We start from the raw sequence: 25,659 nt of genomic DNA on the forward strand, positions 1-25,659 counted from the left end.
TGATATTGAGTGATCCAGCTTTTTTTAATGTCTGAATATATGTTTCATTAATTTGTTCGGGAATCTAAAAAAGCATTTTCCAGTGTATTCATTTGTTCCTTTATATTCTTGTTCAAAGGTGTGTTTGCCAAAACCCGGTAAAAGATGGTCATATCGGTTTCGGCTGAAGTTAATAGCTTTTCAAGCATATTTATCAGGTTTTCTTTTTGGTCACTAAATGATGTATTTAAAATGAGTTTTTGGCACATCATCTGGTAATAAACTGTCTGATATTTGCCAGAATAGCTGTTAAGGATTTCTTCAAGAGGTTTAGTATCTTCTATTAGCGGGTAAATCGTATTTGCCAACTGGTAGAGATTCCACAGTGATGCCTGCACCTGATTACCGAAACGGTAGCGCTTGTTCTGAGCGTCGGTTGTGTTTGGCGTCCAGTCAGGGTCATAGTTGTCCAGCCAGCCATAAGGGTCGTAATCAATTATCTGACCAAGAATTGACATGTTGTCGGTATTCATTACACCGTGAACAAAGCCTACCCGTTGCCAGTGGGCAATCATTTCAAGAGTCCGGGTACAGACTTCACTGAACCATTCTATATAGGTGTCTTTACCGGTTTGCCCAGATGGGGAAAATCGTTTTCGGGGTAGAGTCGGTGAATTGCTTCAGTAAAGAAGTATCACTTCTGGATGCATATAGCTGAAAGTGTCCGAAGCGGGTAAAGGATTTAGCTACACGGCACACGGTAGCGCCAGGCTCCTGCTGAGGATTGCCGTTATAGAGCATATCCCGGGTGACGGATTAGCCAGTAAGGCACAGGCTGAGTGCTCGGGTGGTGGGTATTCCGGAGTGGTGCATGGCTTCGCTGCAGAGATGCTCGCGTAAAGATGATCGAGAGCCGTCAGCTCTTCTGGAATAGGGAGTCTGCCAGCGCCTTTCAGTTGGAGAGTAAAGAGCCCGTTTTTTTTGAAACTTCGCCAAGGTTAATGGCCCGACCGTCTCCCAGTTGTCCTGCCCAGTTACTAAACTGATGGCCACCATTGCAGCTTGCATATGGATTCATATCTGGGAGAAGTTTATTGCCGGTAAATATTTCAGCAAATGCTGAATCATTCAGTAAGTCGGTTATGTCTTAGTCGTCGCTAATGGTTTCGAGTATCTCTGAAAATGTTGCCAGTGTTTGAGGGGGGGGGCTGACCTGTGTAGGCTCTACATAAGAAAGATAGGCGGATTCAACCTGACGGCAATAGTTATCGGTAACCGGGTTAGCAGGTAGTTGCTCAACAAATCGGTTGCTGAATTTCAGGTTATCCAGGAAAGTGCTCATGTTGATTGCCAGCCATTAAAAAACGGTCTGAGTATATTACTGAAGACCGTTTTCATAATGCCGGCTATGAGTGAGGTTCAGCGTTAAGAGTGAATAAACAGATACCGCTGCCACCAATTGTTGGCCTGCAGAAGCTTGCGGATAATGTCCTGTTCATTGCTGTCGCCGTAATGAATTAACGGGCAGCTCTGATCCAGTGATGGCAGTGCCAGCGTGAAGTTTTGTTTTTGTTGCAGATAAAATTCCTGGTAGCTGATGCCATCAATGTCTTTATCGTGAATAACCGGAAAAACCGGTAGTTGAGGGCACAGAAGAAAAAGAAGCTGGCTTGCGACCCGAGTAGCAGCTGACTCCTTTAATACTGAGCTGGCTAGCGTATTTACCAGGTTAATTGTAATTTTCTGGCGCTGAGAATGTGTCAGGTCATCATATTCTGCCCAGTCATCCTGCAGAGAATTCTGGATGAATGTGTTGAGAGCTGACTTTATCTCTTCAGGTGATTGTGTGGCTTTGCAGCAGTGTAGTAATACCGCCAGATCTGAATCTGAGATAAAGGGTTGTTCATCATTCCAGTGATTACGTGCGGCTTTTTCCAGGCTTCCGTAGGCAATACATAACAATCCGTTGCCGCTGCTGCGCGCGTCAGAGTTGCGGGAAGGGTTTTGCCAGTGGTTGGCTGCTATATCAAAGGAGCTGTTCAGTTTCATAGTGGCTAAACACATCAAAGCTATAAAGATACTTTAATATAAAAATTGCTTTGTCGGTGGGTTAGCGCCAGTCTTCCCGTAAAATTGGGGCCAATTTTTTATGATGAAATAAATTTAAGTGTACAGGATTCTGTGTTTCAGAGTTAAAACTGCTTAAAAAATAGATGCTTATATTTTATATTCAATTTTGGAATAGATTATCGTTTTTTATTCTTTTGAAATATAAGTGGTCTGCGCCATACTGGTTCCATAGAAGTTACACAACTGGCTCCATTTTGAATCTGAGGAGTCATAACCGAGAGGTAAAAGGTATGTTAGCGCACAGAGCAAGTCAGCCACAGGCAGTAAACGTAACAGCTGGTCATCAGAATAAGATCAGAATCGTACTGAAGCAGCCAAAGCAGATGATGTGTGTAATGCCAGTAAAGGCTAAGCCACAAAGCGAGCCAAAGCCTTCTTATGATTTTGTCGGCATTGCAGGTTAAACCTCATTCAATAAAAAAGCCCCGAATAATCGGGGCTTTTTTGTATGTGTCAGATATTAATCATCTTCACGTTCGGCCAGCGGCACAATCAGCATTGGGATGCGTGAGTGGCTGAGTACTTTCTTGGCAACGCTGCCCAGGAATGTGTGTAACATTCCTTTTTCATGGGTACCCATTACAATCAGATCAACATCTAATTCTTTAGATGTTTTGATGATTGTTTCAGCAGGGTACGCCTCCACAATATCGATAGACTTGATCTGTTTGCGAACTTCAGCTTCATCCGGATGCAGTGAATTCCAGAAGTTATCCTGACGTGCGTGCAGTTTATCAGTTGCGTTATGGACACGTTCCTGTAAAAGGTCGTGGCGGCTTTTGGAGTCCATTACGTAGGTTTGCAGAGTGATCTTTGCATCGCTGGACAGCTTTTCGACGACGTGCAGGATATGAATATCAGCACCGGTTTGCTTTGCCAGATAGGTTGCGTGCTCAAACGCTGCGGTAGAACTCTTGGAAAGGTCTGTGCTGTAAAGAATCTTACGAACTTTAGGTAGCATGATGGTTCTTCCTGTTTATTGGCTGTAACAGCCGGCAGTTGCTGCCGGCTGAGTATTTCTGGCGGGGTTAGGTTAATAGCTGGCTAGTAACCAAATGCCCGCGGCAGGAATAGTGCGATTTCAGGGAAGAAGGCAATGATGAATACCGCAAGGGTAGACATGGCTGCGAAAGGCAGTGCTTTTACAGTTACTTCTTCCAGTGAAATATTGGATATACCCGAGGCTACGAACAGGTTCTCACCCAAAGGAGGAGTGGAGAAGCCGATCGACAGACTACATACCATTATGATACCGAAGTGGATCGGATCGATACCCAGGTTATAGGTAACAGGTAGCAGTACTGGCGTCAGAATCATGATTGCAGCCAGGGTTTCCATGAACATGCCGACGAACAGCAGGAAGGCAATGATCATGAACCAGATGATATACAGGTTATCTGTCAGGCTGAGCATAGATTCAGCAACGATTGCTGGAATCTGGTTTTCAACCAGCAGGCGACCAAATACGGTTGCGGTAAACAGGATCAGCAATACCCGGCCGGAAAGCCATGTAGTGGTTTCCAGTGAGCGGAACAGATCCTGCCAGCTCAGTTCTTTGTGAATGAACGCACCGACGAACAGGGTGTAGAAGATAGCTACAATCGCAGATTCGGTTGGTGTAAAGAAGCCTGAGTAAATACCGCCCAGAATAACCAGCGGTGCCAGAATGGACCAGAAGCCGGTTCTGAATGCATCAATGATGTGTGCGATATCCCAGCCGCCTTCTGTGCCCATGTAACCTGCTTTCTTACAGCGGAAGTAGTTCATGGTCAGAATACATGCCGACATTACTACGCCTGGCAGGAAGCCTGCGATAAACAGCTTACTGATTGATACGCTCTGGAATTCACCGTGAACGGCGATTGCTTCAGGCGGTACGGTCAGGCCGATTGCTGAGATACCGAAGATTACCATCGGAATAGATGGCGGGATAACGATGCCCAGGCCGCCTGAAGATGCAGTAATTGCAGACGCGTAGCCTTTATCGTAGCCGCGCTTAACCATTGCCGGGATCATCAGCATGCCCACTGCGGCAGTTGTCGCAGGGCCGGAGCCTGAAATTGCACCGAAGAACATACATGCCAGTACAGCAGCTGCTGAAATACCGCCGGTTACGGGGCCTGCAAAGCTTTCAGCCAGATTTACCAGTCGTTTTGATATACCTGCTGCTTCCATCAGGGCGCCGGCAAGGATAAACGAAGGCAGTGCCATCAGCGGGAAGGAGCCTACTGAGGTAAAGGCTATCTGAACAAACTTAATCGGGTTTTGATCGAGATATAAAAAGGATGCTAACGCCGCCACACCGAGAGATACGGTTACGGGAGCGCCCATCACTAAAAGGACCAGAAATGATCCAAATAATATGAGTACTATTGAGGATTCTGCCATGATCAGCTCCTGAGATTAAACGGCGCTTTTATTATTTTTATCGTCTTCGTCGATATCGTGATCGATCAGCTCTTCCAGTTCCTGAGAGTCCGGATCACGGATGTCGATGCCTTTAACCAGTTTGTAGTAGTTAACCTGGATTACCCGGAATGTCATCAGGGAAAAGGCAATTGGCAGAATGACGTAAATATACTTCATCGGAACGCCCAGAGTCTGGGATTTCCAAAACAGGTTCATCTTGTTGAAAACAAAATCATAAGACAGATATACGAAGTAGGCATTAAAGCATACCCACACAACGTCAGTAATGAATTCCAGAATTGGTGGCAGGAATGCCGGCATCAATTTGTACTGGAAGGTCACACGGTTATGTGCTGCAAGTTTTGCTGCGTAGCTGGCGCCGAAAAATACGAACCAGACGAACATGTAAACGGAGAGCTCTTCGGTCCAGGAAAATGAATAACCAAAAAGCTGACGAGAAACGATCTGCATAAACAACAAAGAGACAAAGATTGTCAGCAATGTGCGGCAGATGTAACTTTCGATATTATCGAGAAAATGTATGAATTTGCTGCCCATGGGAGGTACTCCGGTATAAGTATATGCCCCGGATGGGGCATATACGTGAGTGAGAGATCTGAGGTTAACTAACCTTAGATTTCTTCACGTCCCAGAGAGCGTAGCAGGGCATTAACTTTCTCTTTGCCGCCAACACTTTCGTAGAACTTAGGCCATACAGCATCTTGTGCTTTCTTAGCCCACTCAGCTTCATCTTCCAGAGCATTGATTTCCATGCCGTACTTGCTAACCAGCTCTTCTTTGATGATAGCTTCTTTGTCTTTCAGCCACTGCAGGCTGTAAGCAGTTGCTTCCTGGCCAGCTTCCAGAATTGCTTTCTGAGTAGCTTCGTCCTGGTCCTGATACAGAGATTCAGAAACAATCAGAGGCTCCAGCAGGAACAGGTAGTGCAGGTCAGAGATGTACTTCTGAACTTCACCGAACTTCATCGCGTAAATAGTGGTGTAAGGAGTATCCTGACCATCTACAACGCCCTGCTGAAGAGCTGTGAATGTTTCAGACCAAGCCATTGGAGTAGGGTTGTTACCCCAGGACTTGTAAGTATCGATCATGATTTCGTTCTTAGGTACACGAACTACAACGCCGTCCAGGTCAGCCAGCTTTTTGATTGGACGCTTGGAGTTACTCAGTACGCGGAAACCGGAGTAAGTCCAGCCTACGATACGTACACCTGAGTCACGAATAGTGTTTTCAACCAGCTCTGCACCGATTGGACCAGATACAACGCTTACCGCCTGATCCAGGTTTTCAAAGATGTAAGGCAGAGACAGAATGCCCAGAGTTGGAGAGAAAGGAGCGATGTTGTTACTGGCTACGATGGAGAAATCCAGTGTGCCCAGTGCAGCATCGTTTACAGTGTCCTGCTCGGAACCCAGCTGACCGTTCAGGAACAGCTTAGCGCTGTGGTCAGTCTTAGCTTCCAGACGTTCGATAAACTTCAGACCTAAAGCTTCTTGAGCACTTCCACCACCATCACCCACTGCGATGTTCCAGTTTGCAGCCAGAGTGCTGGCAGAGAACAACAAGCCAGCAGTCAGGGATAGTACTTTAGTGATCTTATTCTTATGCTTCATAAGTAACTCCTGATTTTTGTTATTGCACTTGTTCTGAGACAAGTGTTGAGCCATGTGATCCGTTGCCGAATCGACTTAGAGTCAGAGAAATTAATACCACATGGGTAATTAATAACAACTTTCTGTAAGCCATTATCACTCGGCGAAACCTGGTTTTACGTCTGATAACAAGGAGTAATCAGACATCAGAATCTCAATGTGACAATGTCATACATAGTTAACCCATGGATGTTTGTTTTTTAGGGCCAGCCGGGCAACCTAAATGGGGCCAGTCCTAAACGCATGCCGTTCTTTAACTGCAAGAATGGGTTACCGGTTAATACTATAGCCTTGATTCCCAATGCAAAAAATTAAAATTCCTAATTTATTTTCATAAGTTATTGATCATTCGTACCTATACGACTTCCGGGTGAAACCTCCGGAGGCAAAAAAGTGTGGTTTTTGAGTGCTTTATTTCAGTGCGTTGTTGTTTCAGTGAAAAATTGACAAGTTTATTCACCAGGCAGATTGTTTGTTATGATGTCACCGGTTAATGGTGAAAGGTCAGTTATGAAACAGGGGCATAAAGACAATATGGAAAGCGAAAACCTGCGTATAGGTAAGCAAATAAGGGATTTGCGCAAAGCCAAAGGTATTACGCTGACGGCGATGGCAGAAAAAATAGACCGCTCGGTAGGGTACGTCAGTCAGGTAGAGCGGGGTGTATCAGCTTTGCCTATTCCTGTATTACAGGCGATCAGTGAAATTCTGGATGTACAGATAAGCTGGTTCTTTCATGCCGACCGGGAAGCACCAGTTGAAGAGCTGGATTACATCGTCCGGCATCATAACCGGCGCAGTCTGAATTTTGCCGGTACCGGCATGCGGGAAGAATTATTATCGCCGACACTGAGCGGTCAGCTGCAGATGGTGCTTTCGACTTTAGAACCAGGATCTGGCAGGCAGGCATCCCGCCGTCGTAAGAGTGAAGAAGCCGGATTTGTGCTTTCCGGTCATCTGGAGCTGGGAATCGGAGAAAAAGTATTCCACCTTGGTACCGGAGATAGCTTTGCACTGACGGGCGATGAACCTCACTGGCTGCGAAATCTGTCAGATGAAGAAGACGTTGTCATCGTCTGGACATTAGCCGGCGCAAACTACTGATCCGGCAGCTGAGGTTGCCAGCGTTTTCTGTACCCCTGTCTTTTATTTAGCTCTTTTAGATAACCCTCTTATTTAACTCTCTGTTAATGCTTATCGGTACGCAGGCAATCTGTGTACCGGTTTGCTTCCTGTAAAGCCTTCTTATCCCTTCCGCTTTGCTGTCTGTAAATGTAAGCCCTTTGCCGCAGTTGTCTGTACAGTGGGCTTTATCATCTGTATTTCCGCGTCTGTATATATGTACTGTCAGTCATTTACGCATTGCCAATCTTTCATATTCATTGATTGTTTTTTTCTAATGTTTCTCTTTAAGTGTAATTTTCATCATATAAATTCTTTGACATAAAAAAATGTCGGGTGTATATATATAAATGAAATTTTAATAAATAATTTCATTTTGCTTTGATTTCTTTCACAGCAGGGTGAAAACGGTCTTGATGAGGTTGTGATGAAGATACTGGTCGCGATAAAGCGGGTTGTTGATGCGAACGTAAAGGTTCGTGTGAAACCGGATAACTCTGCAGTTGATCTAAGCAATGTAAAGATGGCGGTTAATCCATTTTGTGAGATCGCGATCGAAGAAGCTGTTCGTCTTAAAGAAAAAGGTATTGCCACTGAGGTTGTTGTGGTGAGCGCTGGTACCAAAGATTGTCAGGAACAGTTACGTACAGGTTTAGCACTGGGTGCTGACCGTGCGCTTCAGATTGAGACGGATGCAGAGGTTGAGCCGTTAGCGATTGCTAAGCTGTTGGCCGCACTGGTTGAAAAAGAGCAGCCAGGTATTGTCATGATGGGTAAACAGTCCATTGACGGCGAGAATAACCAGACTGGCCAGATGCTGGCTGCATTAACCAATATGACTCAGGGGACGTTCGCATCTGAAGTTGAAGTTGCCGGTGAAGAGTTGCTGGTTACCCGTGAAGTGGACGGTGGCCTGCAGAAGATCGGCCTGAAATTACCGGCTGTTGTCACCACCGATCTGCGCCTTAACGAACCCCGTTATGCATCTTTGCCAAATATTATGAAGGCCAAGCGTAAGCCGCTGGAAACCATCACTCCTGAAGATCTGGGTGTTGATGTAGCACCGCGCCTGAAAACGCTGGAAGTAACCATGCCTGAAGAACGTCAGGCGGGTATTAAAGTTGCCAATGTAAGCGAACTGGTTGAAAAATTAACCGCTGAAGCAGGAGTACTGTAATGACGATTCTGGTAATTGCTGAACACGATAACCAACAGCTGAATGTTGCCACTCTGAACAGTGTTCGTGCTGCAGAAGAACTTAAGCAGGCCGGAGCGGGTGATCTGCACGTGCTGGTAGCTGGCAGTGACTGTGCAGCGGTAAGCGCGCAGGCTGCGGCGGTAGCCGGTGTTGATAAAGTGCTGGTGATGGATTCTGCTGCACTGGTACAGCAACTGGCGGAAAACCTGGCACCGGCCGTGGTTGCCCTGACAAAAGAAGCTGCCTATTCCCACATTATTGCTGCATCCACTACTTCTGCTAAGAATGTGTTGCCACGTATTGCGGCATTGCTGGATGTTGCTCAGGTGTCAGACATTATTGAAGTCTGCAGTGCCGATACGTTTGTACGTCCAATCTATGCCGGTAACGCACTGGTGAAAGTGCAGAGCAGCGATGCTATCAAAGTTGTATCTGTACGAACCACTGCCTTTGAAGCGGTTGCAGCCGAAGGTGGCCAGGCTGAAGTGCAGACTCTGGATCAGGTAGCTGATCAGGGTGTATCCCGTTTCATCGGTGAAGAAAAGAGTGATTCTGAACGCCCTGAACTGGCATCTGCCCGGGTGATCATCTCCGGTGGTCGCGGTATGCAGAGCGGTGAGAACTTCCCGTTACTGGAAAAGGTTGCAGACAAAATCGGTGCGGCTGTCGGTGCATCCCGTGCAGCGGTGGATGCTGGCTTTGTATCCAATGACTATCAGGTTGGCCAGACAGGCAAGATTGTTGCGCCGGAACTGTATATCGCGGTCGGTATCTCCGGTGCTATTCAGCACCTGGCGGGCATGAAAGATTCAAAAGTCATCGTTGCTATTAATAAGGACGATGAAGCACCTATCTTTAATGTGGCTGACTACGGCCTGGTAGCGGATCTGTTTGAAGCTCTGCCAGAGCTGGAGCAACAGGTTTAACGTTTTCTCTAAAGCACTGCTTAGCCTGCAGCTCGCTGCAGGCATTTTTTTTCAGTGCTCATAATAAATGTCTCTGCAGTCCATAACTGACAGAGCGAAACAAGAATGTGCAGTTACAGCCTGACAGGCTGTTGGAGAATCATATGACAAAGCAATTACCCTCATCCGCCCGTGTCGTCATCGTCGGTGGCGGTGTTATCGGCTGTAGCGTTGCTTACCACCTGACCAAGCTGGGTATTACTGATGTAGTCCTGCTTGAGCGTAAGCAACTGACCTGTGGTACCACCTGGCACGCTGCCGGCTTAGTACCTACTTTACGGGCTACTTATAATATGTCGATGCTGGCCAATTACAGTGCCAGCCTGTATGACACTCTTCAGGCTGAAACCGGACAGGCAACTGGCTTTGTGCGTAATGGCTCACTGACAATTGCGACCAACAAGGAGCGTCTGTCTGAACTTAAACGTGGCGCATCTATGGCGAAGGTTGCCGGCTTCCCGTGTGACGTAATCAGCCCTGAACAGGCCCGTGATCTGTGGCCATTGCTGAACATTGATGATGTGCTGGGTGCGATTCACCTGCCGATGGACGGTATGGCAAGTCCGGTTGACGTTACCCAGGCGCTGGCAAAAGGTGCCCGTATGGGCGGTGCGCAGATCATTGAAGGCGTAAAAGTGCTGGATATGAAGATCCGTGACGGCAAGGCTGCCGGAGTTATCACCGAGCAGGGCGATATCGATGCCGAATACGTGGTTAACTGTGCCGGTATGTGGGCCCGCGAGTTCGGTAAGAAAGCCGGTGTAAACGTGCCACTGCACGGTGCGGAACACTTCTACGTCGTGACTGAGAACATGCCGAATCTGGATCATGGCCTGCCTACTCTGCGGGATATGGACGGTTACTGCTACTACAAAGAAGATGCCGGTAAGCTGCTGGTTGGTATGTTTGAGCCGGGCGCTAAGCCATGGGGCCAGGACGGTATTCCTGAAGATTTCTGCTTTGATGAGCTGCCGGAAGATTTTGAACACCTGGAGCCTTACCTGGAAGCGGCAATGCACCGTGTACCTGAACTGGAAAAAACCGGTCTTCAGGTATTCTTTAACGGACCTGAGTCGTTCACACCGGATGACCGTTACCACCTGGGTGAAGCACCTGAACTGCGTAACTACTTTGTCGCAGCCGGTTTCAACTCTGTAGGTATTCAGTCTGCCGGTGGTGCCGGTAAGATGCTGGCCGAGTGGATTGATAAAGGCCATGCACCTCGCGATCTGTGGGACGTGGATATTCGCCGTAATATGCCTTTCCAGGGGACTCAGAAGTATCTGCAGGAACGTACCACTGAAACACTGGGTCTGCTGTATGAAACTCACTATCCGTTTAAGCAGTTCAAAACTTCCCGTGGCGTACGTCGTTCAGTACTGCATGATCAGCTGAAGGCGCAGGGTGCGGTATTCGGTTCAGAAAATGGCTGGGAGCGTGCTAACTGGTTCGCCAATGAAGGTCAGGAAGCTGAGTATGAATACTCCTTTGGCCGTCAGAACTGGTTTGACAACAACCGTGCTGAACATGAAGCGGTTCGTAATGCAGTAGGCGTCATTGATCAGAGCTCATTCTGTAAGTATCAGGTTGAAGGTCCGGATGCTGTGAGCTACCTGAACCGTATCTGTTCTAACAACATTGATGTTGCTGTGGGCCGTATGGTGTATACCCAGTGGTTGAACGAACGCGGTGGTATTGAGGCAGATGTTACCGTTACCCGTCTGGCAGAAGACCGCTTCCTGGTGGTTTCAGGTGTGGCATGTCAGAACCGTGATATGGCCTGGTTGCGCCGTAACAAGCCGGCGGATGCCATGGTGTTCTTTACCGATATGACTTCTGCGATGGCAGTTGTGACTGTGATGGGGCCGAAGTCCCGGGAAACCCTGAGCAAACTGACTCGTGAAGACATGTCCGATGCTGCTTTCCCGTTTGCAACCTCTAAAGAGATTGAACTGGGTTACGCAGTGGTTCGCGCATCCCGTATTACCTATGTAGGTGAGCTGGGCTGGGAACTGTATATCCCAACCGAATTTGCGCCAAGCGTTTATGATCTGGTCAATGAAGCCGGCGAAGAGTTCGGTATCCGTCCTTACGGTTACCACACCATGAACTCCCTACGGATGGAGAAGTGCTACCGTCACTGGGGTCACGACATCACCGACGAAGATACCGCGCTGGAAGCAGGTTTAGGCTTTGCTTCTGACTTTAATAAAGAAGGTGGATTCATCGGTAAGGAAGCCTTACTGGCACAGAAAGAGGCTGGTCCTCTGAAGCGTCGCTTTGTCGCATTCCTGTTCGAGAATCCTGAGCCGCTTTGCTACCACGAAGAGCCAATCATTGCTGACGGTAAGATTGTTGGCCGTACAACCGCAGGTATGTTCTGTCACTCTCTGGGAGCAACGGTTGCAATGGGTTACATCGAAAACGATGCCGGTGTAACCAAGGACTGGCTGGACAGTGCAGCGTTTGAGATCGAAGTTGAATGTGAACGTTATACGGTGAAACCGTCACTGCGATCCTTCTACGATCCGGCAATGGAAAAAATTAAGTGCTGATGACCAGTATTTAATGAGGGTTTGAGGCAACCTGTGACTTAATTGCCGGATCAGAGAGGTATGCTCTGGTCTGGTCGTGCCCTAAAATTAAGTCGCATGGTTGCTTCTTTTACGCCGCTCATGCAGGATAGCCCCCAGCCAGGGTTATACAAAAGTAGTTGTTCAATAGTATAGCTATGACGATCTTCTGCTCAGGTGACTGGGACAGGAGATTTTTTTGGTGCGAATGTCAGGTTTGGCACGATTACCGGCAAGGTATTGCAGGTGGCAGAGTAAAAAGGGGCAGGGTACAGCAAGTGCCGGAAGGTACTGTTGGCCGGGTCTGTATCTTTAATCAAATACAGGTCGCTTTTGGCAAATTATTGCTGAAGTATTGTCCTGATAATACCGCTCTGATGACCGGCTTTTCTGTCAGCTATTGCTACAGATCATGCCAGTGTTTACCACTGCCCAATTTCCGGGTTTTCTTGTCGATAAGCGCTTGAACCTGACAGTGGTAGCTATATCATAACGGCTGTTTTGTCGCGTCGCAGAATGCTTTGCTGGCGGGCGTAAACCAAGGCTAATTTAGCTCCCGGATATATCAGTTCCCTTAATAGCAGTTGTGCTGCCGGGAATGCAGATGTGTCGGGTCGATACAGGATTACGATAGGTAAATTATGAGCAATATCATTGACGGCAACGCGTATGCTACTAATCTTCGTCAAACAATGGCGGGTGAAGTTGCTGAGCTTCAGCAAAAAGCCGGTAAGGCACCAGGCTTAACCGTTATCTTGGTAGGTGAAGATCCTGCTAGCCAGGTTTATGTTCGCAAGAAAGGCGAACAGGCAAAAGAAGTAGGTTTTGTATCTACTGAGCACCGTTTGCCTGCCACCACTTCTCAGGAAGAACTGCTGGCGCTGGTTGATCAGCTGAACAATGACAACGATGTACACGGTATTCTGTGTCAGTTGCCACTGCCATCTCAGATCGACGAAAAAACCGTACTGAACGCAATCGATCCTGACAAAGACGTTGACGGTTTCCACCCGGTAAACGTTGGCCGTCTGTCTATCGGTGAAGAAAGCCTGCTGCCATGTACACCGCACGGCAGTGTTCACCTGATCAAACACGCACTGGGTGATAACCTGTCCGGTAAGAACGCTGTTGTTATCGGCCGTTCTAACATCGTTGGTAAGCCAATGGCAGCACTGCTGCTGGCTGAAAGCTGCACCGTGACTATCGTTCACTCCCGCACTCAGAACATCGAAGAAATCTGCCGTCAGGCGGACATCGTTGTTGCTGCTGTTGGCCGTCCTGAAATGGTTAACGCTGACTGGATCAAAGAAGGTGCATGCGTAATTGACGTAGGTATCAACCGTATCGAGCGCGACGGTAAGAACAAGCTGGTAGGTGATGTTGACTTCGCCAGCGCATCTGAAAAAGCGGCACACATCACACCTGTACCGGGTGGTGTTGGTCCGATGACTATCGCAATGCTGCTGCTGAACACTCTGACAGCATTCAAGCGTCTGGAAAATCTGAACTAAGATTTTCAGTCATAAAAAAACCGGCCATGAGCCGGTTTTTTTGTGTCTGATCTCAGGCGTCCGGTAACGGCGAGTTACCCCTGACAGCCTGTAAACGGTTAAGCAGCCACTGGCCGGCGGAACCCAGCGCTTTATGCTCTGTCCAGATGACATCAATTCCCTGAAAGGCATCTACCTGCTGGTAAGCCAGCTGTAAGACAGTCAGCTCACCGTTGCTGTGTTTCTCGCGAATGACTGACTCATGCAGGAATGCCCAGCCAAGCCCTGCACACACGGCTTCCAGCATTACGTGCGGGCTTTCAAAACGCCACAGATCAGGACTGAGTAAATGACGTTCATGACTGCGGTCGTCAGGGTTCCGGTTACTGGCCAGTAATTGACGGTGTTGTCGCAGCTGCTGGTGGCTGACCGGTTGCTGTGCGACCAGCGGATGATCCGGATGGCAGACCGGTAATAAGCGGGCATAGCCTATACCACTGAAGCGAAAGCCCTTGGGATAGATTTCCTGTTCCATCATCAGGCCGATATCCGCGCGGCCGGAACGGATCAGTTCGGCGGCATCGCTGCTGCCCGGATCCAGCAACTCAAGCGTGACATATGGGTATTTTTGCTCGAACTCCCTGAATACTTCCAACAGGGGCAGATCCCAGACGCTCTGAGCAATTGCCAGACAGATCTCTGTTTCATTGGCCCCGTTCAGGGACGCTGCCTGGGCGATGAACTCTTGCCGGGTCTGTTGCAGTGCATGTGCTTTGCGTAACAGGACTTTCCCCGCCGGGGTGAGGGAAGGGCTGCGGGCGCTGCGGTCAAAGAGCTCGACACCCAGATCAATCTCAAGATTCTGAATGGCGTGGCTGACGGCTGACTGTGCTTTGTTCAGGCTGCGGGCTGCCGCAGAGAATGAGCCGTGTTCTGCGGCGGCGATAAAGGCGGTGATCTGATCAGTACTGAGCATTTAATTACCTATCTGAAATATAGATACTAAGTAACTTTATTCCATCTGAATGATGATTAGAATACCCGGCATATTGTAAATTTTGATGTTGGCATGGGGAGCAGTGGATATGGCGACAGAAATTGTTATCCGGAACAAATGGGACAGAATTCGTTATACCGTTATCTTTGAAATATTGTTAATCAGCACCATTACCCCGGCGCTGAGTTATGTACTGGATAAAGAGTTGCTGGAAATGGGGGCGCTGTCACTGATTCTCAGTATTAAAGCTATGCTGATCAATCTGGCGTTTAACTATGTGTACGACAGGGTGGATGTGGCATTTGGCAGAGTGCCAACGGAACGAAGCTTTATGGGCAGAATCGTACATGCCCTGAGCTTTGAGTTTACCCTGACGGCGACATCCTTACCGATCATTATGTGGTGGCTGGGATTCAGTCTCTGGCAGGCGTTGATCATGGATATCGCAGTAATGGCCAGTGTTGTTGTGATGACCTTTGTATACACCTGGGCGTATGACCGGATCTTCCCGGTAGTGCAGCAAAAAGCAGTTGCATAAAAAATATGATAATAATTATTAAAAGTAGTTGATAATCATTATCATTAATGTATTATTGCTCTGGCTCGTAAGTGGTTGGCAACACTTCCTCACCTCACCGAAGGGTTGCTGCGGAAAAGAGTCTGATTTGGCCAGGCTCTTTTCATTTTACGAACTATGCCGACATCGTATTTGGCGCGATCCAGGCAATAGGCTCTTGTCATAAGTATTTTTACCGGGTGCTTGCACCCGGTTTTTTTTCGTCTGAAATTCAGTATTAGCTTATCCGGATGTATTTTCCTTGTGTTTTAACGGCAATAAATCTCTGCGGAAAGAAGGGGATGTAGCAGTGCTTGCCAGGGGAAAAGCAAGGAAATGAAATTAATTGTCAATAGTTGTTGATAATCATTATCAATAATGTATTATTGCTCTGGCTCGTAAGTGGTTAGCAACACTTCCTCACCTCACCGAAGGGTTGCTAGGGAAAGAGTCTGATTTGGCCAGACTCTTTTCATTTTACGAACTATGGCCGACATCGTATTTGGCGCGATCCAGGCAATAGGCTCTTGTCATAAGTATTTTTACCGGGTGCTTGCACCCGGTTTTTTTTCGCCTGAGCTTAGCGATTCTGCTCGCTGACTACTTTTCTTCGTTAACGACTTCTGAAATGATTTCACCTAACAACTGACAGTCTTCCTCAGTGAACGTGAGGGGGATGCGCATATCCAGCAGTTTGCTCAGTATCTGCTCGGTTTTGGGTAGCTGGGGCATATCCTTAATGTAACGCCAGCTGTCATAACGGCTGGTGTAATCTTTAGGGTCCGCATCACCAAACCATTTAAGTACGACTCCGCGTTTAGCACACTCCGCAACCACTTCCAGAATCTGTGCTTCTGAAAAGTCCGGCAGGGAGAACTGGATGGAGCTGGCAACAAAATCTTCAGCTGCAGGGCGTGCTGGGATATGGATACCGGGGCAATTGTTGAACACAGTCTCTAACAGGCGGTAGCGCTTATTCCAGCGCTGGCACTGGGTATCCAGATCCGCCAGTTGCGGACGCAGAATAGCGGCACGCAGGTTATCCATTCGGCCACTGTAGTTAGGTGTTTCAAAGCGAATATCCGCAAAGGCTTCCTTTGGAGGGGCCGCAAAGTGGCGTTCAAACAACATGTATGAGCCCGAGTGCATGATGGCACGGGCCATGATGTCCGGATGACGGGTGGTCAGGAAACCGCCTTCACCGGAATTGATATGCTTATATGTCTGGGTACTGAAGCAGGCAACATCGCCAAAGGTGCCACTTTTCTTCCCGTTCCAGCTGGCGCCCATGGTGTGTGCACAGTCTTCGATGAGGAACAAACCGTATTTTTCGCAGATCTCCATGATACGATCCATGTCCGCCAAATGACCACGCATGTGTGAGAGCATGAAAAATTTCGCGCCACTGCTGGCGGCTTTGGCATCCAGATCGTCCAGGTCAATGCAGTAATCTTCAGCAACGTCGACCAGCACAGGCTCTGCGCCGCTGTTATGAATAGCGCCGGGAACCGGTGCCAGTGTGAAGGCATTACAGAGTACTTTGTCTCCGGCTTTTACACCGGCAGCACGCATGGCAACGTGTAGCGCATAGCCGCCGGAGGAGCAGGCCAGACAATAAGGCACACCCATATATTCGGCATATTCAATTTCCAGCAGATCGGTTTCACTGCGCTCGTCCGGCAATGTGTTATAGCGGTGTAAACGGCCTGACTGCATAACTTCGTTAGCCGCGGCAATGCCTGCTTCAGGGATGGCTTCCTGCTGGGTAAAGGATTTACTGAAAGTCTTCATAATCAATATCCTGAAATTACTAAGCCCTGCGGGGCAGGGCTGGAAATATGGCAGTTAACTGCGTTGCGATCAGTCGTAACGTTTCTGATCGTACACGTGGAAGTCCCATTCAGTATCCGGATAGTACTTGCGCAGACGCCAGTCACAGGCACGGGCATGTCCTTCCATACCTTCAGCCCGGGAAATACGTGAGCCGGCAGTGCTGAAGGCCAGGTTAGCGGACTCATCAATTTCCTGATAGGTCAGAATCTTAAGGAATTTCTGGACGTTCAGGCCACCACTGTAACGGGCTACACGCTTGGTTGGCAGAATGTGGTTGGTGCCGGAGCACTTGTCTCCATGGGTTACCGTGCTGCCTTCACCCAGGAACAGTGAACCGTAGTTAGTCAGGTTTTCTGCCCACCACTGCAAGTCTTCGGTGATGACCTGAAGGTGCTCACTGGCATAGTCATCACTGACCTTTGCGCATTCTTCGCGGCTGTCACACAGAATGATTTCGCCGTGTACGTCCCATGCAGACTGTACGACCTCATGGTTAGGCATATCAGCGGCAACTTTTGGCATCAGTTCTGCCACTTTTTCACCGATACGGCGGCTGGTGGTGAATAACCAGACCGGTGAGTCATAGCCGTGCTCAGCCTGGGATACCAGATCCACAGCAATGGTCATCGGGTCTGCGCTGTCATCGGCGATGATGGCTGACTCAGTCGGGCCGGCAAATACGTCGATACCCACTTCACCGAACAGTAAGCGTTTGGCTTCAGCAACATAGCCGTTACCCGGGCCGACAAGAATATCGGCAGCTTCGCCGGTGAACAGGCCTTTCGCCATGGTGGCAATAGCATGGACACCGCCCATTTCCAGAATAATGTCAGCACCGGCCAGATCCATTGCATACACGATTGCAGGGTGGATGCTGCCGTCTTTTGGCGGTGAGCAGGCGATGATTTTTTTAACACCGGCAACCTTCGCAGTGGCCACGCTCATCAGTGCAGATGCCGCATGGGAGTAACGTCCGCCCGGCACATAACAGCCGGCGCAGTTTACCGGGATGATTTTCTGACCCAGTTTTACACCCGGCTCAGACTGAATTTCAAATTCCTGCATGCTGGCACGCTGTGCCTCAGCAAAGGTGCGTACCTGCTTATAGGCGAACTGGATATCCTGTTTAGTCTGTTCCGGTACCTGTGCAATCAGCTGGGCACGTTTTTCATCACTGAGAATGAAGTCGCCTTCCCAGTTGTCGAACTGCATTGCGTAGTCACGTACCGCCGCTTCACCTTCATCGGCAATACGGGCCAGCATCGCTTTAACAGCTGTTTGGATTTTTTCATCGGTTTCGGCAACCGGTGCGTTAGATTTCTTCAGGTACTCCATGGCCCACCTCGTCAGCTTGTCAGATCTGTCTGCAGTTTGAGTGCTGCGACATTCAATTTGTTATTGATACCGATAGTAGAAGGGCGGCCCGGTGCTGACCAATACTATTTTTGATCTTCAGCGGTTACTTTTTTGCATAGCTAGGGGTTTATAAGGGCTTCGAGCGGTAACCACAGGGCAGAAGAGGGTGTTTAAATTGCCTTCAAATGTTAATGATTCTCGATTCATTGATGTGTTACTGTATAGGCCGCAGTTGAGCAGTAATTTGGTAAGGGTAACGCATGGAACTAAAGTGGTTGATTGATTTTACGGCGCTGGTTGAACACGGCAGTTTTTCGAAAGCTGCGGAGTCGCGCTTTGTGACCCAGCCTGCATTTAGCCGCCGTATCCGGTCACTGGAAAACTGGCTGGGGGTCAGTCTGGTAGACCGGGATCAGTATCCAACGACCCTGACACCCACCGGTGTTGCATTTGCCGAACAGGCGCAGCAACTGATCAACCAGACCTATGCGGTACGTCAGCAAATGCAGGCGATCAGCCAGCCCCGCGAACAGGTACAGGTAATATCGCAACATGCACTGGCGGTTTCCTTCTTTCCTGACTGGATGCAGACACTTGAAAAGTCTGGCTCAGACACCCTGATTAAAGTGGAAGCAGGCAACCTTCATGATGCAATGGACGCGTTTCTGAGTGGCAACGGTGATTTCTTGCTCAGTTATGCCAGCCATGAAGTGTTTCAGCAAATGCAGCGGGATGATATCGAAAGCCTCCATGTGGGGACTGACCGTCTGGTGCCGGTGTCACTGGTGAAAGAAGGGCAGCTTCTTTTCGGAGAAGATTTACAGCGCCCGGTGCGGTTGCTGAGTCATCCATCAGAATCTTTTTTCGGGCGTTTGTTACAGCAGCGTTGTCTGGCGGATCTTACCGATAAAGTGCAGTTACATTCTGTCTGTGAAAATGCTCTGTCCGAAGCGCTTAAAGCCCTGGTACTGAAAGGGCACGGTATGGCATGGATTCCGGAAAGCCTGATAGCGGATGAACTGGCATCCGGCCAGTTAGCAATTTTGCAGGAGCCTTTCGCCAGCGTTGAACTGTCTATAAAATTGTACCGTTTAGGTAAACCGGCCAATACCGCCTGTGAAGCTTTTTGGGAGCACTTACAGGCCTGATGATTCCTGCCTTCTCGGGAAGCTATGCCGAATAGTAACCACTGCTAAGCAAAATAGCATTGGAGCTGATTTACCTCTGCTGCCTATACTCCCGGGCAATGACTGAATTGCCCTTTGGAGTAACCCTATGCAAGCTTATCTGGATATTCTCAACCGTGCTGTTGCGGACTACAGCCGTGGTGACCGTCCTGTGGTTCAGGCACCGGCGGCATCTGAGTTGCAGCAGATTCTGGATCTGAGCCTGCAACAGGAAGGGGCTGACCTGGATGTGCTGGAACAGGCGGTGCAGGATTATCTGCATTACAACCCGGACAGTGCTCAGGCGGATTACTTCAAATTACTGTATTCCGGCCGTAATAATGCAGCTTTACTCGGAGACTGGATCACCAGCCTGAGCAACGCAACCATGCATACCTATCAGGTGGGGCCGGTGGCGACACTGATGGAGCTGGAGCTGATCAAGAACTGGAACTCACTGGTTGGTTTTAACGAAGGCGATGGTCTGATGGTATCCGGCGGCAGTCAGGCGAATCTTATCGGTATGATGCTGGCACGCCACAAAGTCTGCCCGGAATTTAAAACCCGGGGTGCAGATGGCCGGCGCTTAATCGCCTATGTATCAGATCAGGCACATTACTCTGCACAAAAAGCGGTGAATGTTCTGGGCATCGGTTCAGACAATTTAGTGGCAGTGGCGACGGATGATGAAGGACGTATGTGTCCTCAGGCGCTTGAAGCAGCTATTGAAGAAAGTTTGGCAGCGGGTCATCAGCCGTTCTATATCAGTTTGACTGCCGGTACGACGGTGGTCGGTGCCTTTGATCCGGTTCTTGAATGCCGTGCAGTGGCCGATAAGTATGATCTGTGGCTGCATATTGATGGTGCCTGGGGGGCACCGGTACTGTTTTCTGAACAGTCCCGCCATCTGCTGGCGAATTCAGGTCTGGCGGATTCTTTCGCCTGGGATGCCCATAAACTGATGAACGTGCCGATTACTGCGGCGGTTATTCTGGTGAGAGAGGCCGGTTTGCTTAAAGAGTGTTTCAGTGGTGGCGGCGGCGAATATCTGTTCCATGCTGATGAGAATGCCGCTTTTAATCTGGGTGAACGCTCAATGCAGTGTGGCCGCCGGGCGGATTCGCTGAAAGTCTGGTTAAGCTGGAAGGCGCTGGGCTATAAAGGCTTTGCTGCCAAGATAGATCACTTACAGGGGCTGAAAAGCCTGTGTGTCAGCCAGATTGAACAAACAGACCGGCTGGAGATGATTGCACCGGCTGAATATCTGAATGTGGTGTTTCGCTTTAAGCCCGAAGGGATTGACGATGAACAGACACTGCGCCGGTTAAACATCGCCATCACCAAAACGATGATGCGCAATGGCGGGGCGTATGTGGATTATGCCCAGTATAAGGGACGCAGCGGTATTCGCCTGATTCTGGCGAATGATGCAGCTCAGGCTGGGAACATTGAGCGTTTTCTGCAAGCCTGTGTTACCACTGGCGAACAGTTAGTCGCCAGCGGTGAATACTGATAAATCCGACTATTCATCATCTTCCAGGCTGTGAATGTGCCGGGCAAGCTTACGGATGCCCGGTTCTATAGCTTCCGGTGTGATGGCTGAAAAGCCCAGTTTGATATAGTTTTTCGGCAGATTGGCCGCAAAGTGATAGCTGTCACCGGAGATGATTAACAAACCGTCTTTGGTGGCCTGTCGCTTTAACTCTGCAGCGTCAATGTGTGGCGGTAATTCACACCAGAAAGATGAACCGCCGCTGGGCTGGGTGTAGCTGCCGGGTAAATATTTATCCAGCGCTGCCGCCATAATTTCACTGCGTTGCTGAAACGCCCGGGCCAGCTTGCGCAGCAAGGCATCGTGATAGCCCTGAGCCAGGAACAATGCCACTGCCCGCTGGTTGTTCAGTGGTGGGTGGCGGACCATTAACTGACGCAGGTTTCGGGCTTCCTGAATCAGCGCCCGTGGACCCACCAGAAAGCCCATTCGCAGGCCCGGTGCCAGGGTTTTGGATAAACTGCCGATGTACAGTACCCGGTCATGGGTGTCGAGGCTTTTCAGTGCCGGCGTCGGGTTCGTGTCGTAGTTCATTTCCATCTCATAGTCATCTTCAATGACAATGAAATCTTCTTCTTTGGCTTTATTCAGCAGCGCCCGGCGTCTTTCCAGCGGCATGGTGACGGTGGTCGGGCACTGGTAACTTGGGGTTATATATAGCGCATCACAGCAGTTCAGGCGGTCATCGACCATAAGGCCCTGTTCATCTACTTCAAGGCTGGCAACCTTAGCACCAAATACCGACGCAATATGTGCCGCACTGACATAGCCGGGATCTTCAATGCCGAAGCAGCTGGTTTTATCCAGCAGCAGTTGTGCCAGCAGATAAATTGCCTGCTGTGAGCCGACTGTGATCAGGATTTCCTCCGGGTCAGCCTGAATGCCCCGGTTAGGCAAAATACGTTTTTGAATCTGTTCAATCAGCAGCGGATCATCGCTGTCGTAGCGGTCTGACGTCCAGTCCCGGATTGCCTGAACACTGACCGCATCCCGCCAGCATTTTCGCCAGTTATCAATTGGGAACAGTTTTGAATCCAGCTGGCCGTAAACGAACGGGAAAGGGTAGCTTTGCCAGGAATGGGCCAGGCTGGGATTTTTCTGGGTACAGGGCTGTACTTTCAGCTTGCTCTGCCAGTCGACTTTATCTGCGGCTTCATCAGGAGTGGGTTCACTGCGTTCGCTACCGGCCAGTTTCTTGGCCAGAAAGTCGGGGTCAACATAGTAACCACTGCGTTCTTTAGAAATCAGGTAACCGTCAGCGGCCAGCTCATCATAGACAAGCACAATGGTATTGCGGGCAACATTCAGTGATTTTGCCAGCCCGCGGCTGGACGGCAAAGGTTCATCAAGAGGCAGGTAGCCACCAAGAATGGCGTTCACCAGTTGTTCCCGGATCTGCTGCTGCAGCGTTGCGGCGCTGTTATCGCGATCCAGATGAAAGAGTGCTGACATAGTTTTGGCTACCTATGATTTGTTGCAGATGGAGCACGGGAAATGCGCATATGGTATCGGGCCTGTGCTCAGATCGCCATAGGATGACGCTTTTATATAAGTGCCGCTTACAAACAAGCATGGATGAGAGAAGTGATTTTTTCAACATTTTAAGTAAAAAATGAGACTTAAAATTCCGTATTTTCCTAAAATTGTTGATTTTTGTCTTAATTAAAATGATACTTTGCGTATCAGAAACATAAAATTCTGATGCCTTGGCGTGACAGCAGTAAGGCCGGACGCCCTCCGGGGCGTCCGAGAATGAATAACAAAAGTGTTGCAACCGGAGTATTGCTTCGGACACGATTTCTCTGGCGAGCAACATACAGAAAATGGTAATGCTGATGTCTCTACAACAAGCATATGACTACATTGTAATCGGCGCAGGCTCCGCAGGCTGTGTGATGGCGAACCGGTTATCGGAAGATCCAAACAGCAGCGTCTTACTGTTGGAAGCAGGAAATAAAGACTCGAATCCATGGATTCATGTGCCGATCGGTTACTTTAAAACCATGCACAATCCGAACACTGACTGGTGTTATAAAACGGAACCGGATCCGGGCATCAATGGCCGGCGTCTGGAATGGCCGCGGGGTAAAGTTCTGGGGGGCTCCAGCTCTTTGAACGGATTACTTTATGTCCGTGGACAGAAAGAAGATTATGACGACTGGGCTGCCCTGGGAAATAAAGGCTGGTCGTACAAAGATATTCTGCCGTACTTTAAAAAGTCGGAAGATCAGGAGCGGGGTGCCAATGAATATCATGGCGTCGGCGGTCCGCTGCAGGTTTCAAATATTAAGATCCGCCGTGAGCTTTGCGATAAGTTCATTGATGCGGCGGAACAGGTTGGCATTCCCCGTAATGAAGACAGCAACGGTGAAACCCAGGAAGGGGTGGGGTATTTCCAGCTGACCATAAACCGTAACGGCACCCGTTGCAGTACCGCTGTTGGCTTTTTACGGCCGGCCTTAAAACGGCCTAACCTGAGTGCCCAGACCAATGCACTGGTTGAACGTATTGAGTTCGACGGTAACCGTGCAGTGGGTCTGACAGTAAACATTAAGGGTATCAGCCACACGATTAAGTGTAATAAAGAGATCGTACTGAGTGCTGGCGCAATTAACTCTCCGCAAACTCTGATGCTGTCCGGTATCGGTGATCAGGATGAACTGCAGCGTCACAATATTCCGGTGGTTAAGCATCTTCCGGGGGTAGGTAAAAACCTGCAGGATCATTTACAGATCCGTACCATCTATAAGGTGAACAAGCCAATCACCCTGAACGATGAGGTCAATAATCCGATCCGTAAAGTAATGATGGGTCTGGAATATGCCTTGTTCCGTACCGGCCCGCTGACTATGGCGGCCAGTCAGGTATGCATCTTTACCAAAACCGATGCTGCTATGGAACGCCCGGATATTCAGTATCATCTGCAACCGCTGAGTGCGGATAAACCGGCCGACGGCACCCACCGTTTTTCTGCCTTTACCGCATCGGTATGTCAGCTACGACCAACCAGTACCGGACATATCGAGCTGAAGAGTAATAATCCTGCAGATTACCCGGCGATTCATCCGAATTATCTGGCCACTGAAGAGGATCAGAAAACCGCGATTGAATCCATCAAGGTGACCCGCAACATTATTAATGCGCCGGCACTGAAACCACTGATCCAGGAAGAGCACGAGCCGGGTATTCAGCATCAGACCGATGAGGAGTTACTGGAATATGCCCGTAACCGGGCGACCACGATTTATCATCCGACCGGCACCTGCAAAATGGGCCATGATGATATGGCCGTCGTGGATGACCGCCTCCGGGTGCATGGCATTGAAGGTTTACGGGTTGTAGATGCTTCTATCATGCCGGTGATTGTGTCGGGTAACACCAATGCACCAACAATTATGATCGCAGAAAAAGCGTCGGATATGATCAAGGAAGATGCGGCTCAGACCGTTGCTCAAGCCGTCTGATTCAGATGCCGCCAGCGAGTATCTCACTGGCGGTTCTTGTGTGATCCGTATTATGTTTCAGCCTTAGCCTCCGTGCCTTACCGCCGGAGGTTTTTTTATGGCAGTCAATCAGTTGGCTGAAGATTCGTTCTGGTCATCCATCAGCTCAGCCAGTTCGGCAGCAGCTTCCCGCATTGCCGGTACATTGCTGAGGGCTTCTTCAAGGCTCATACGGGCGGTAGGGGCGTGCATGGCCAGTGCAGCATACAGGCGGCCCTGGCTATCACGGATAGGTACTGAAACGGCAATCATCCCCTGAAAGAATTCCTCGTTATCAATGCCGATACCTTCTTTGCGGATTTTACTCAGTACAGGCTTCAGGGCTTCAGCGCTGGTCAGTGTATTCGGTGTGCGTTCATCCATGGGCAGTTTGCTGAGCAGCCGTGAGCGCTGCACACTGCTCATCTCACTGAGAAACAGCTTGCCGCTGGCGGTGCAGTGCAGTGGCACGTGATCATTAATTTGCAGCTGAATTCGCAGCGGCCAGTGGGTTTCGACCCGGTCGAAGTAGATCATATGATCCCCGTTGGGAATCGAGATATTACAGGTTTCTCCCAGCTGCTCTGACAGGCGTTGCAGAATGACGTGACGCTGACCGCGCAGGTAATCGTTATTACTCAGGATCCCCAGGGCGATACCGTTTAGCTTCGGACCCGGTAACAGGCCGCGACCGTCCATACGGGGTTGCAGGAAGCCTTCATCTTCAAGCTGGCTGCACAGCCGGTGTACCGTCGGTTTGGGCAGGTTCAGATCACGGTTAATTTCGGTTGGGGTAATCGGTTGCTTGGCATTGGCGACAATTTCCAGAATGCGCAGGGCACGTTGTATGGAAGAGTTTTTACCTTTGCTGGATGCGTCTGTCATGACTGTGAGTTCCGGCCAGTTATCTGTATTGACCGTATTCTACGGTATTAAAAGTCTCATTTGCAGTGATATATGAAATTTTAATATTTAATCTGAAAGAAAAATTTTGAAAAATATATTAATTAAATACAGTAAGCAATTAATTAAAATTAAACAAACTGAGATATTTTTTCTTGAAATTATTATTTTCTGAGATTTTTTTTCATGGCGTTCTATATATCCAATGCTTACCGGAGGGGCATGGGGGAGAATAGTCGTGATTTTTGAAGGTTGTTGTTTTATAAGGGGTTTTTTGT

22 protein-coding genes and 2 pseudogenes are annotated in these 25,659 nt (G+C 49.0%); 10 read left to right on the forward strand and 14 right to left on the reverse strand.

Features of this window, described 5'->3' with window-relative positions; all coding sequences use genetic code 11:
• Window positions 1-47: 47 nt before the first annotated feature.
• From JYB63_RS23525 to JYB63_RS13100, 5 genes and pseudogenes are all read right to left on the reverse strand, one after another.
• Window positions 48-608: pseudogene (locus tag JYB63_RS23525) on the reverse strand (protein adenylyltransferase SelO family protein); the annotation flags it as partial.
• Window positions 604-975, reverse strand: a pseudogene (locus JYB63_RS23675) (protein adenylyltransferase SelO family protein). The pseudogenes JYB63_RS23525 and JYB63_RS23675, both read right to left, overlap by 5 nt.
• Window positions 932-1,123 (reverse strand): protein adenylyltransferase SelO family protein, encoded by a 192-nt coding sequence (locus tag JYB63_RS23680; protein ID WP_353526279.1) that lies wholly within the window; start codon window positions 1,121-1,123, stop codon window positions 932-934. Before JYB63_RS23680 ends, JYB63_RS23675 begins: the two are co-directional and overlap by 44 nt.
• A gap of 3 nt (window positions 1,124-1,126) precedes the next feature.
• Window positions 1,127-1,321: a hypothetical protein gene (locus JYB63_RS13095; RefSeq protein ID WP_205658291.1), complete on the reverse strand. Its 195-nt coding sequence runs from the start codon at window positions 1,319-1,321 to the stop codon at window positions 1,127-1,129.
• Window positions 1,322-1,404: 83 nt separating this feature from the next.
• Entirely contained in the window at window positions 1,405-2,028 is a 624-nt protein-coding gene (locus tag JYB63_RS13100; RefSeq protein ID WP_205658292.1) for a hypothetical protein, read from the reverse strand.
• 311 nt (window positions 2,029-2,339) lie between these two features.
• On the opposite strand from JYB63_RS13100, the gene JYB63_RS13105 reads away from it, so the two are divergent.
• Complete coding sequence (locus JYB63_RS13105; RefSeq protein ID WP_205658293.1) at window positions 2,340-2,513, forward strand: hypothetical protein; 174 nt, start codon at window positions 2,340-2,342, stop codon at window positions 2,511-2,513.
• Between the two features lie 56 nt (window positions 2,514-2,569).
• On the opposite strand, the gene JYB63_RS13110 is transcribed toward JYB63_RS13105, so the two are convergent.
• The 4 genes from JYB63_RS13110 to JYB63_RS13125 form a co-directional block, all read right to left on the reverse strand.
• The gene (locus tag JYB63_RS13110; protein WP_205658294.1) at window positions 2,570-3,070 is read right to left on the reverse strand and encodes a universal stress protein; all 501 of its coding nucleotides are present in this window, start codon (window positions 3,068-3,070) and stop codon (window positions 2,570-2,572) included.
• A gap of 83 nt (window positions 3,071-3,153) precedes the next feature.
• On the reverse strand, window positions 3,154-4,497 hold the full coding sequence (locus JYB63_RS13115; RefSeq protein ID WP_205658295.1) for a TRAP transporter large permease: 1,344 nt from the start codon (window positions 4,495-4,497) through the stop codon (window positions 3,154-3,156).
• Between the two features lie 15 nt (window positions 4,498-4,512).
• On the reverse strand, window positions 4,513-5,076 hold the full coding sequence (locus tag JYB63_RS13120; protein ID WP_205658296.1) for a TRAP transporter small permease: 564 nt from the start codon (window positions 5,074-5,076) through the stop codon (window positions 4,513-4,515).
• A gap of 74 nt (window positions 5,077-5,150) precedes the next feature.
• A complete protein-coding gene (locus JYB63_RS13125; RefSeq protein WP_205658297.1) occupies window positions 5,151-6,149 on the reverse strand; it encodes a TRAP transporter substrate-binding protein in 999 nt (332 codons plus the stop codon).
• A 549-nt stretch (window positions 6,150-6,698) separates the two neighbouring features.
• Here JYB63_RS13125 and JYB63_RS13130 point away from each other — a divergent pair.
• The 5 genes from JYB63_RS13130 to folD all read left to right on the forward strand — a co-directional run bounded on the left by JYB63_RS13130 (window position 6,699) and on the right by folD (window position 13,557).
• Window positions 6,699-7,292 carry a helix-turn-helix domain-containing protein gene (locus tag JYB63_RS13130; RefSeq protein WP_205658298.1) on the forward strand — a complete coding sequence of 198 codons (594 nt, stop codon included), beginning with the start codon at window positions 6,699-6,701 and terminating at the stop codon, window positions 7,290-7,292.
• Between the two features lie 445 nt (window positions 7,293-7,737).
• A complete protein-coding gene (locus tag JYB63_RS13135) occupies window positions 7,738-8,487 on the forward strand; it encodes an electron transfer flavoprotein subunit beta/FixA family protein (RefSeq protein WP_205658299.1) in 750 nt (249 codons plus the stop codon).
• Window positions 8,487-9,434 carry an electron transfer flavoprotein subunit alpha/FixB family protein gene (locus JYB63_RS13140; RefSeq protein WP_205658300.1) on the forward strand — a complete coding sequence of 316 codons (948 nt, stop codon included), beginning with the start codon at window positions 8,487-8,489 and terminating at the stop codon, window positions 9,432-9,434. The genes JYB63_RS13135 and JYB63_RS13140 overlap by 1 nt, the downstream gene beginning before the upstream one ends.
• 143 nt (window positions 9,435-9,577) lie before the next feature.
• A complete protein-coding gene (locus JYB63_RS13145) occupies window positions 9,578-12,028 on the forward strand; it encodes a GcvT family protein (protein WP_205658301.1) in 2,451 nt (816 codons plus the stop codon).
• Between the two features lie 659 nt (window positions 12,029-12,687).
• On the forward strand, window positions 12,688-13,557 hold the full coding sequence (gene folD / locus JYB63_RS13150) for a bifunctional methylenetetrahydrofolate dehydrogenase/methenyltetrahydrofolate cyclohydrolase FolD (protein WP_205658302.1): 870 nt from the start codon (window positions 12,688-12,690) through the stop codon (window positions 13,555-13,557).
• A 52-nt stretch (window positions 13,558-13,609) separates the two neighbouring features.
• Here folD and JYB63_RS13155 read toward each other — a convergent pair whose 3' ends face one another.
• A complete protein-coding gene (locus JYB63_RS13155) occupies window positions 13,610-14,512 on the reverse strand; it encodes a LysR family transcriptional regulator (protein ID WP_205658303.1) in 903 nt (300 codons plus the stop codon).
• Between the two features lie 109 nt (window positions 14,513-14,621).
• Between JYB63_RS13155 and JYB63_RS13160 the strand changes: the two genes are divergently transcribed.
• Window positions 14,622-15,071, forward strand: a complete 450-nt coding sequence (locus JYB63_RS13160; RefSeq protein WP_205658304.1) for a PACE efflux transporter — start codon at window positions 14,622-14,624, stop codon at window positions 15,069-15,071.
• 618 nt (window positions 15,072-15,689) lie between these two features.
• Here JYB63_RS13160 and JYB63_RS13165 read toward each other — a convergent pair.
• Together JYB63_RS13165 and hisD are read right to left on the reverse strand one after the other, a co-directional pair.
• Window positions 15,690-16,880, reverse strand: a complete 1,191-nt coding sequence (locus JYB63_RS13165) for a DegT/DnrJ/EryC1/StrS family aminotransferase (RefSeq protein WP_205658305.1) — start codon at window positions 16,878-16,880, stop codon at window positions 15,690-15,692.
• A gap of 69 nt (window positions 16,881-16,949) precedes the next feature.
• A complete protein-coding gene (gene hisD, locus JYB63_RS13170; protein WP_205658306.1) occupies window positions 16,950-18,257 on the reverse strand; it encodes a histidinol dehydrogenase in 1,308 nt (435 codons plus the stop codon).
• 281 nt (window positions 18,258-18,538) lie between these two features.
• Between hisD and JYB63_RS13175 the strand changes: the two genes are divergently transcribed.
• Both JYB63_RS13175 and JYB63_RS13180 read left to right on the forward strand, forming a co-directional pair.
• Window positions 18,539-19,426 (forward strand): LysR family transcriptional regulator, encoded by an 888-nt coding sequence (locus JYB63_RS13175; RefSeq protein ID WP_205658307.1) that lies wholly within the window; start codon window positions 18,539-18,541, stop codon window positions 19,424-19,426.
• 127 nt (window positions 19,427-19,553) lie between these two features.
• Window positions 19,554-20,957 carry a pyridoxal phosphate-dependent decarboxylase family protein gene (locus JYB63_RS13180; protein WP_205658308.1) on the forward strand — a complete coding sequence of 468 codons (1,404 nt, stop codon included), beginning with the start codon at window positions 19,554-19,556 and terminating at the stop codon, window positions 20,955-20,957.
• A 9-nt stretch (window positions 20,958-20,966) separates the two neighbouring features.
• On the opposite strand, the gene pdxR is transcribed toward JYB63_RS13180, so the two are convergent.
• Window positions 20,967-22,448 (reverse strand): MocR-like pyridoxine biosynthesis transcription factor PdxR, encoded by a 1,482-nt coding sequence (pdxR, locus tag JYB63_RS13185; protein WP_205658309.1) that lies wholly within the window; start codon window positions 22,446-22,448, stop codon window positions 20,967-20,969.
• 383 nt (window positions 22,449-22,831) lie between these two features.
• Here pdxR and JYB63_RS13190 point away from each other — a divergent pair, with 383 nt between their 5' ends.
• Complete coding sequence (locus JYB63_RS13190) at window positions 22,832-24,460, forward strand: GMC family oxidoreductase (RefSeq protein WP_205658310.1); 1,629 nt, start codon at window positions 22,832-22,834, stop codon at window positions 24,458-24,460.
• A gap of 108 nt (window positions 24,461-24,568) precedes the next feature.
• Here JYB63_RS13190 and JYB63_RS13195 read toward each other — a convergent pair whose 3' ends face one another.
• A complete protein-coding gene (locus JYB63_RS13195; protein ID WP_205658311.1) occupies window positions 24,569-25,363 on the reverse strand; it encodes an IclR family transcriptional regulator in 795 nt (264 codons plus the stop codon).
• Window positions 25,364-25,659 lie beyond the last annotated feature (296 nt).

The sequence above is a fragment of the Aliamphritea spongicola genome (genome assembly GCF_017051665.1).
Taxonomy (GTDB): domain Bacteria; phylum Pseudomonadota; class Gammaproteobacteria; order Pseudomonadales; family Balneatricaceae; genus Amphritea; species Amphritea spongicola.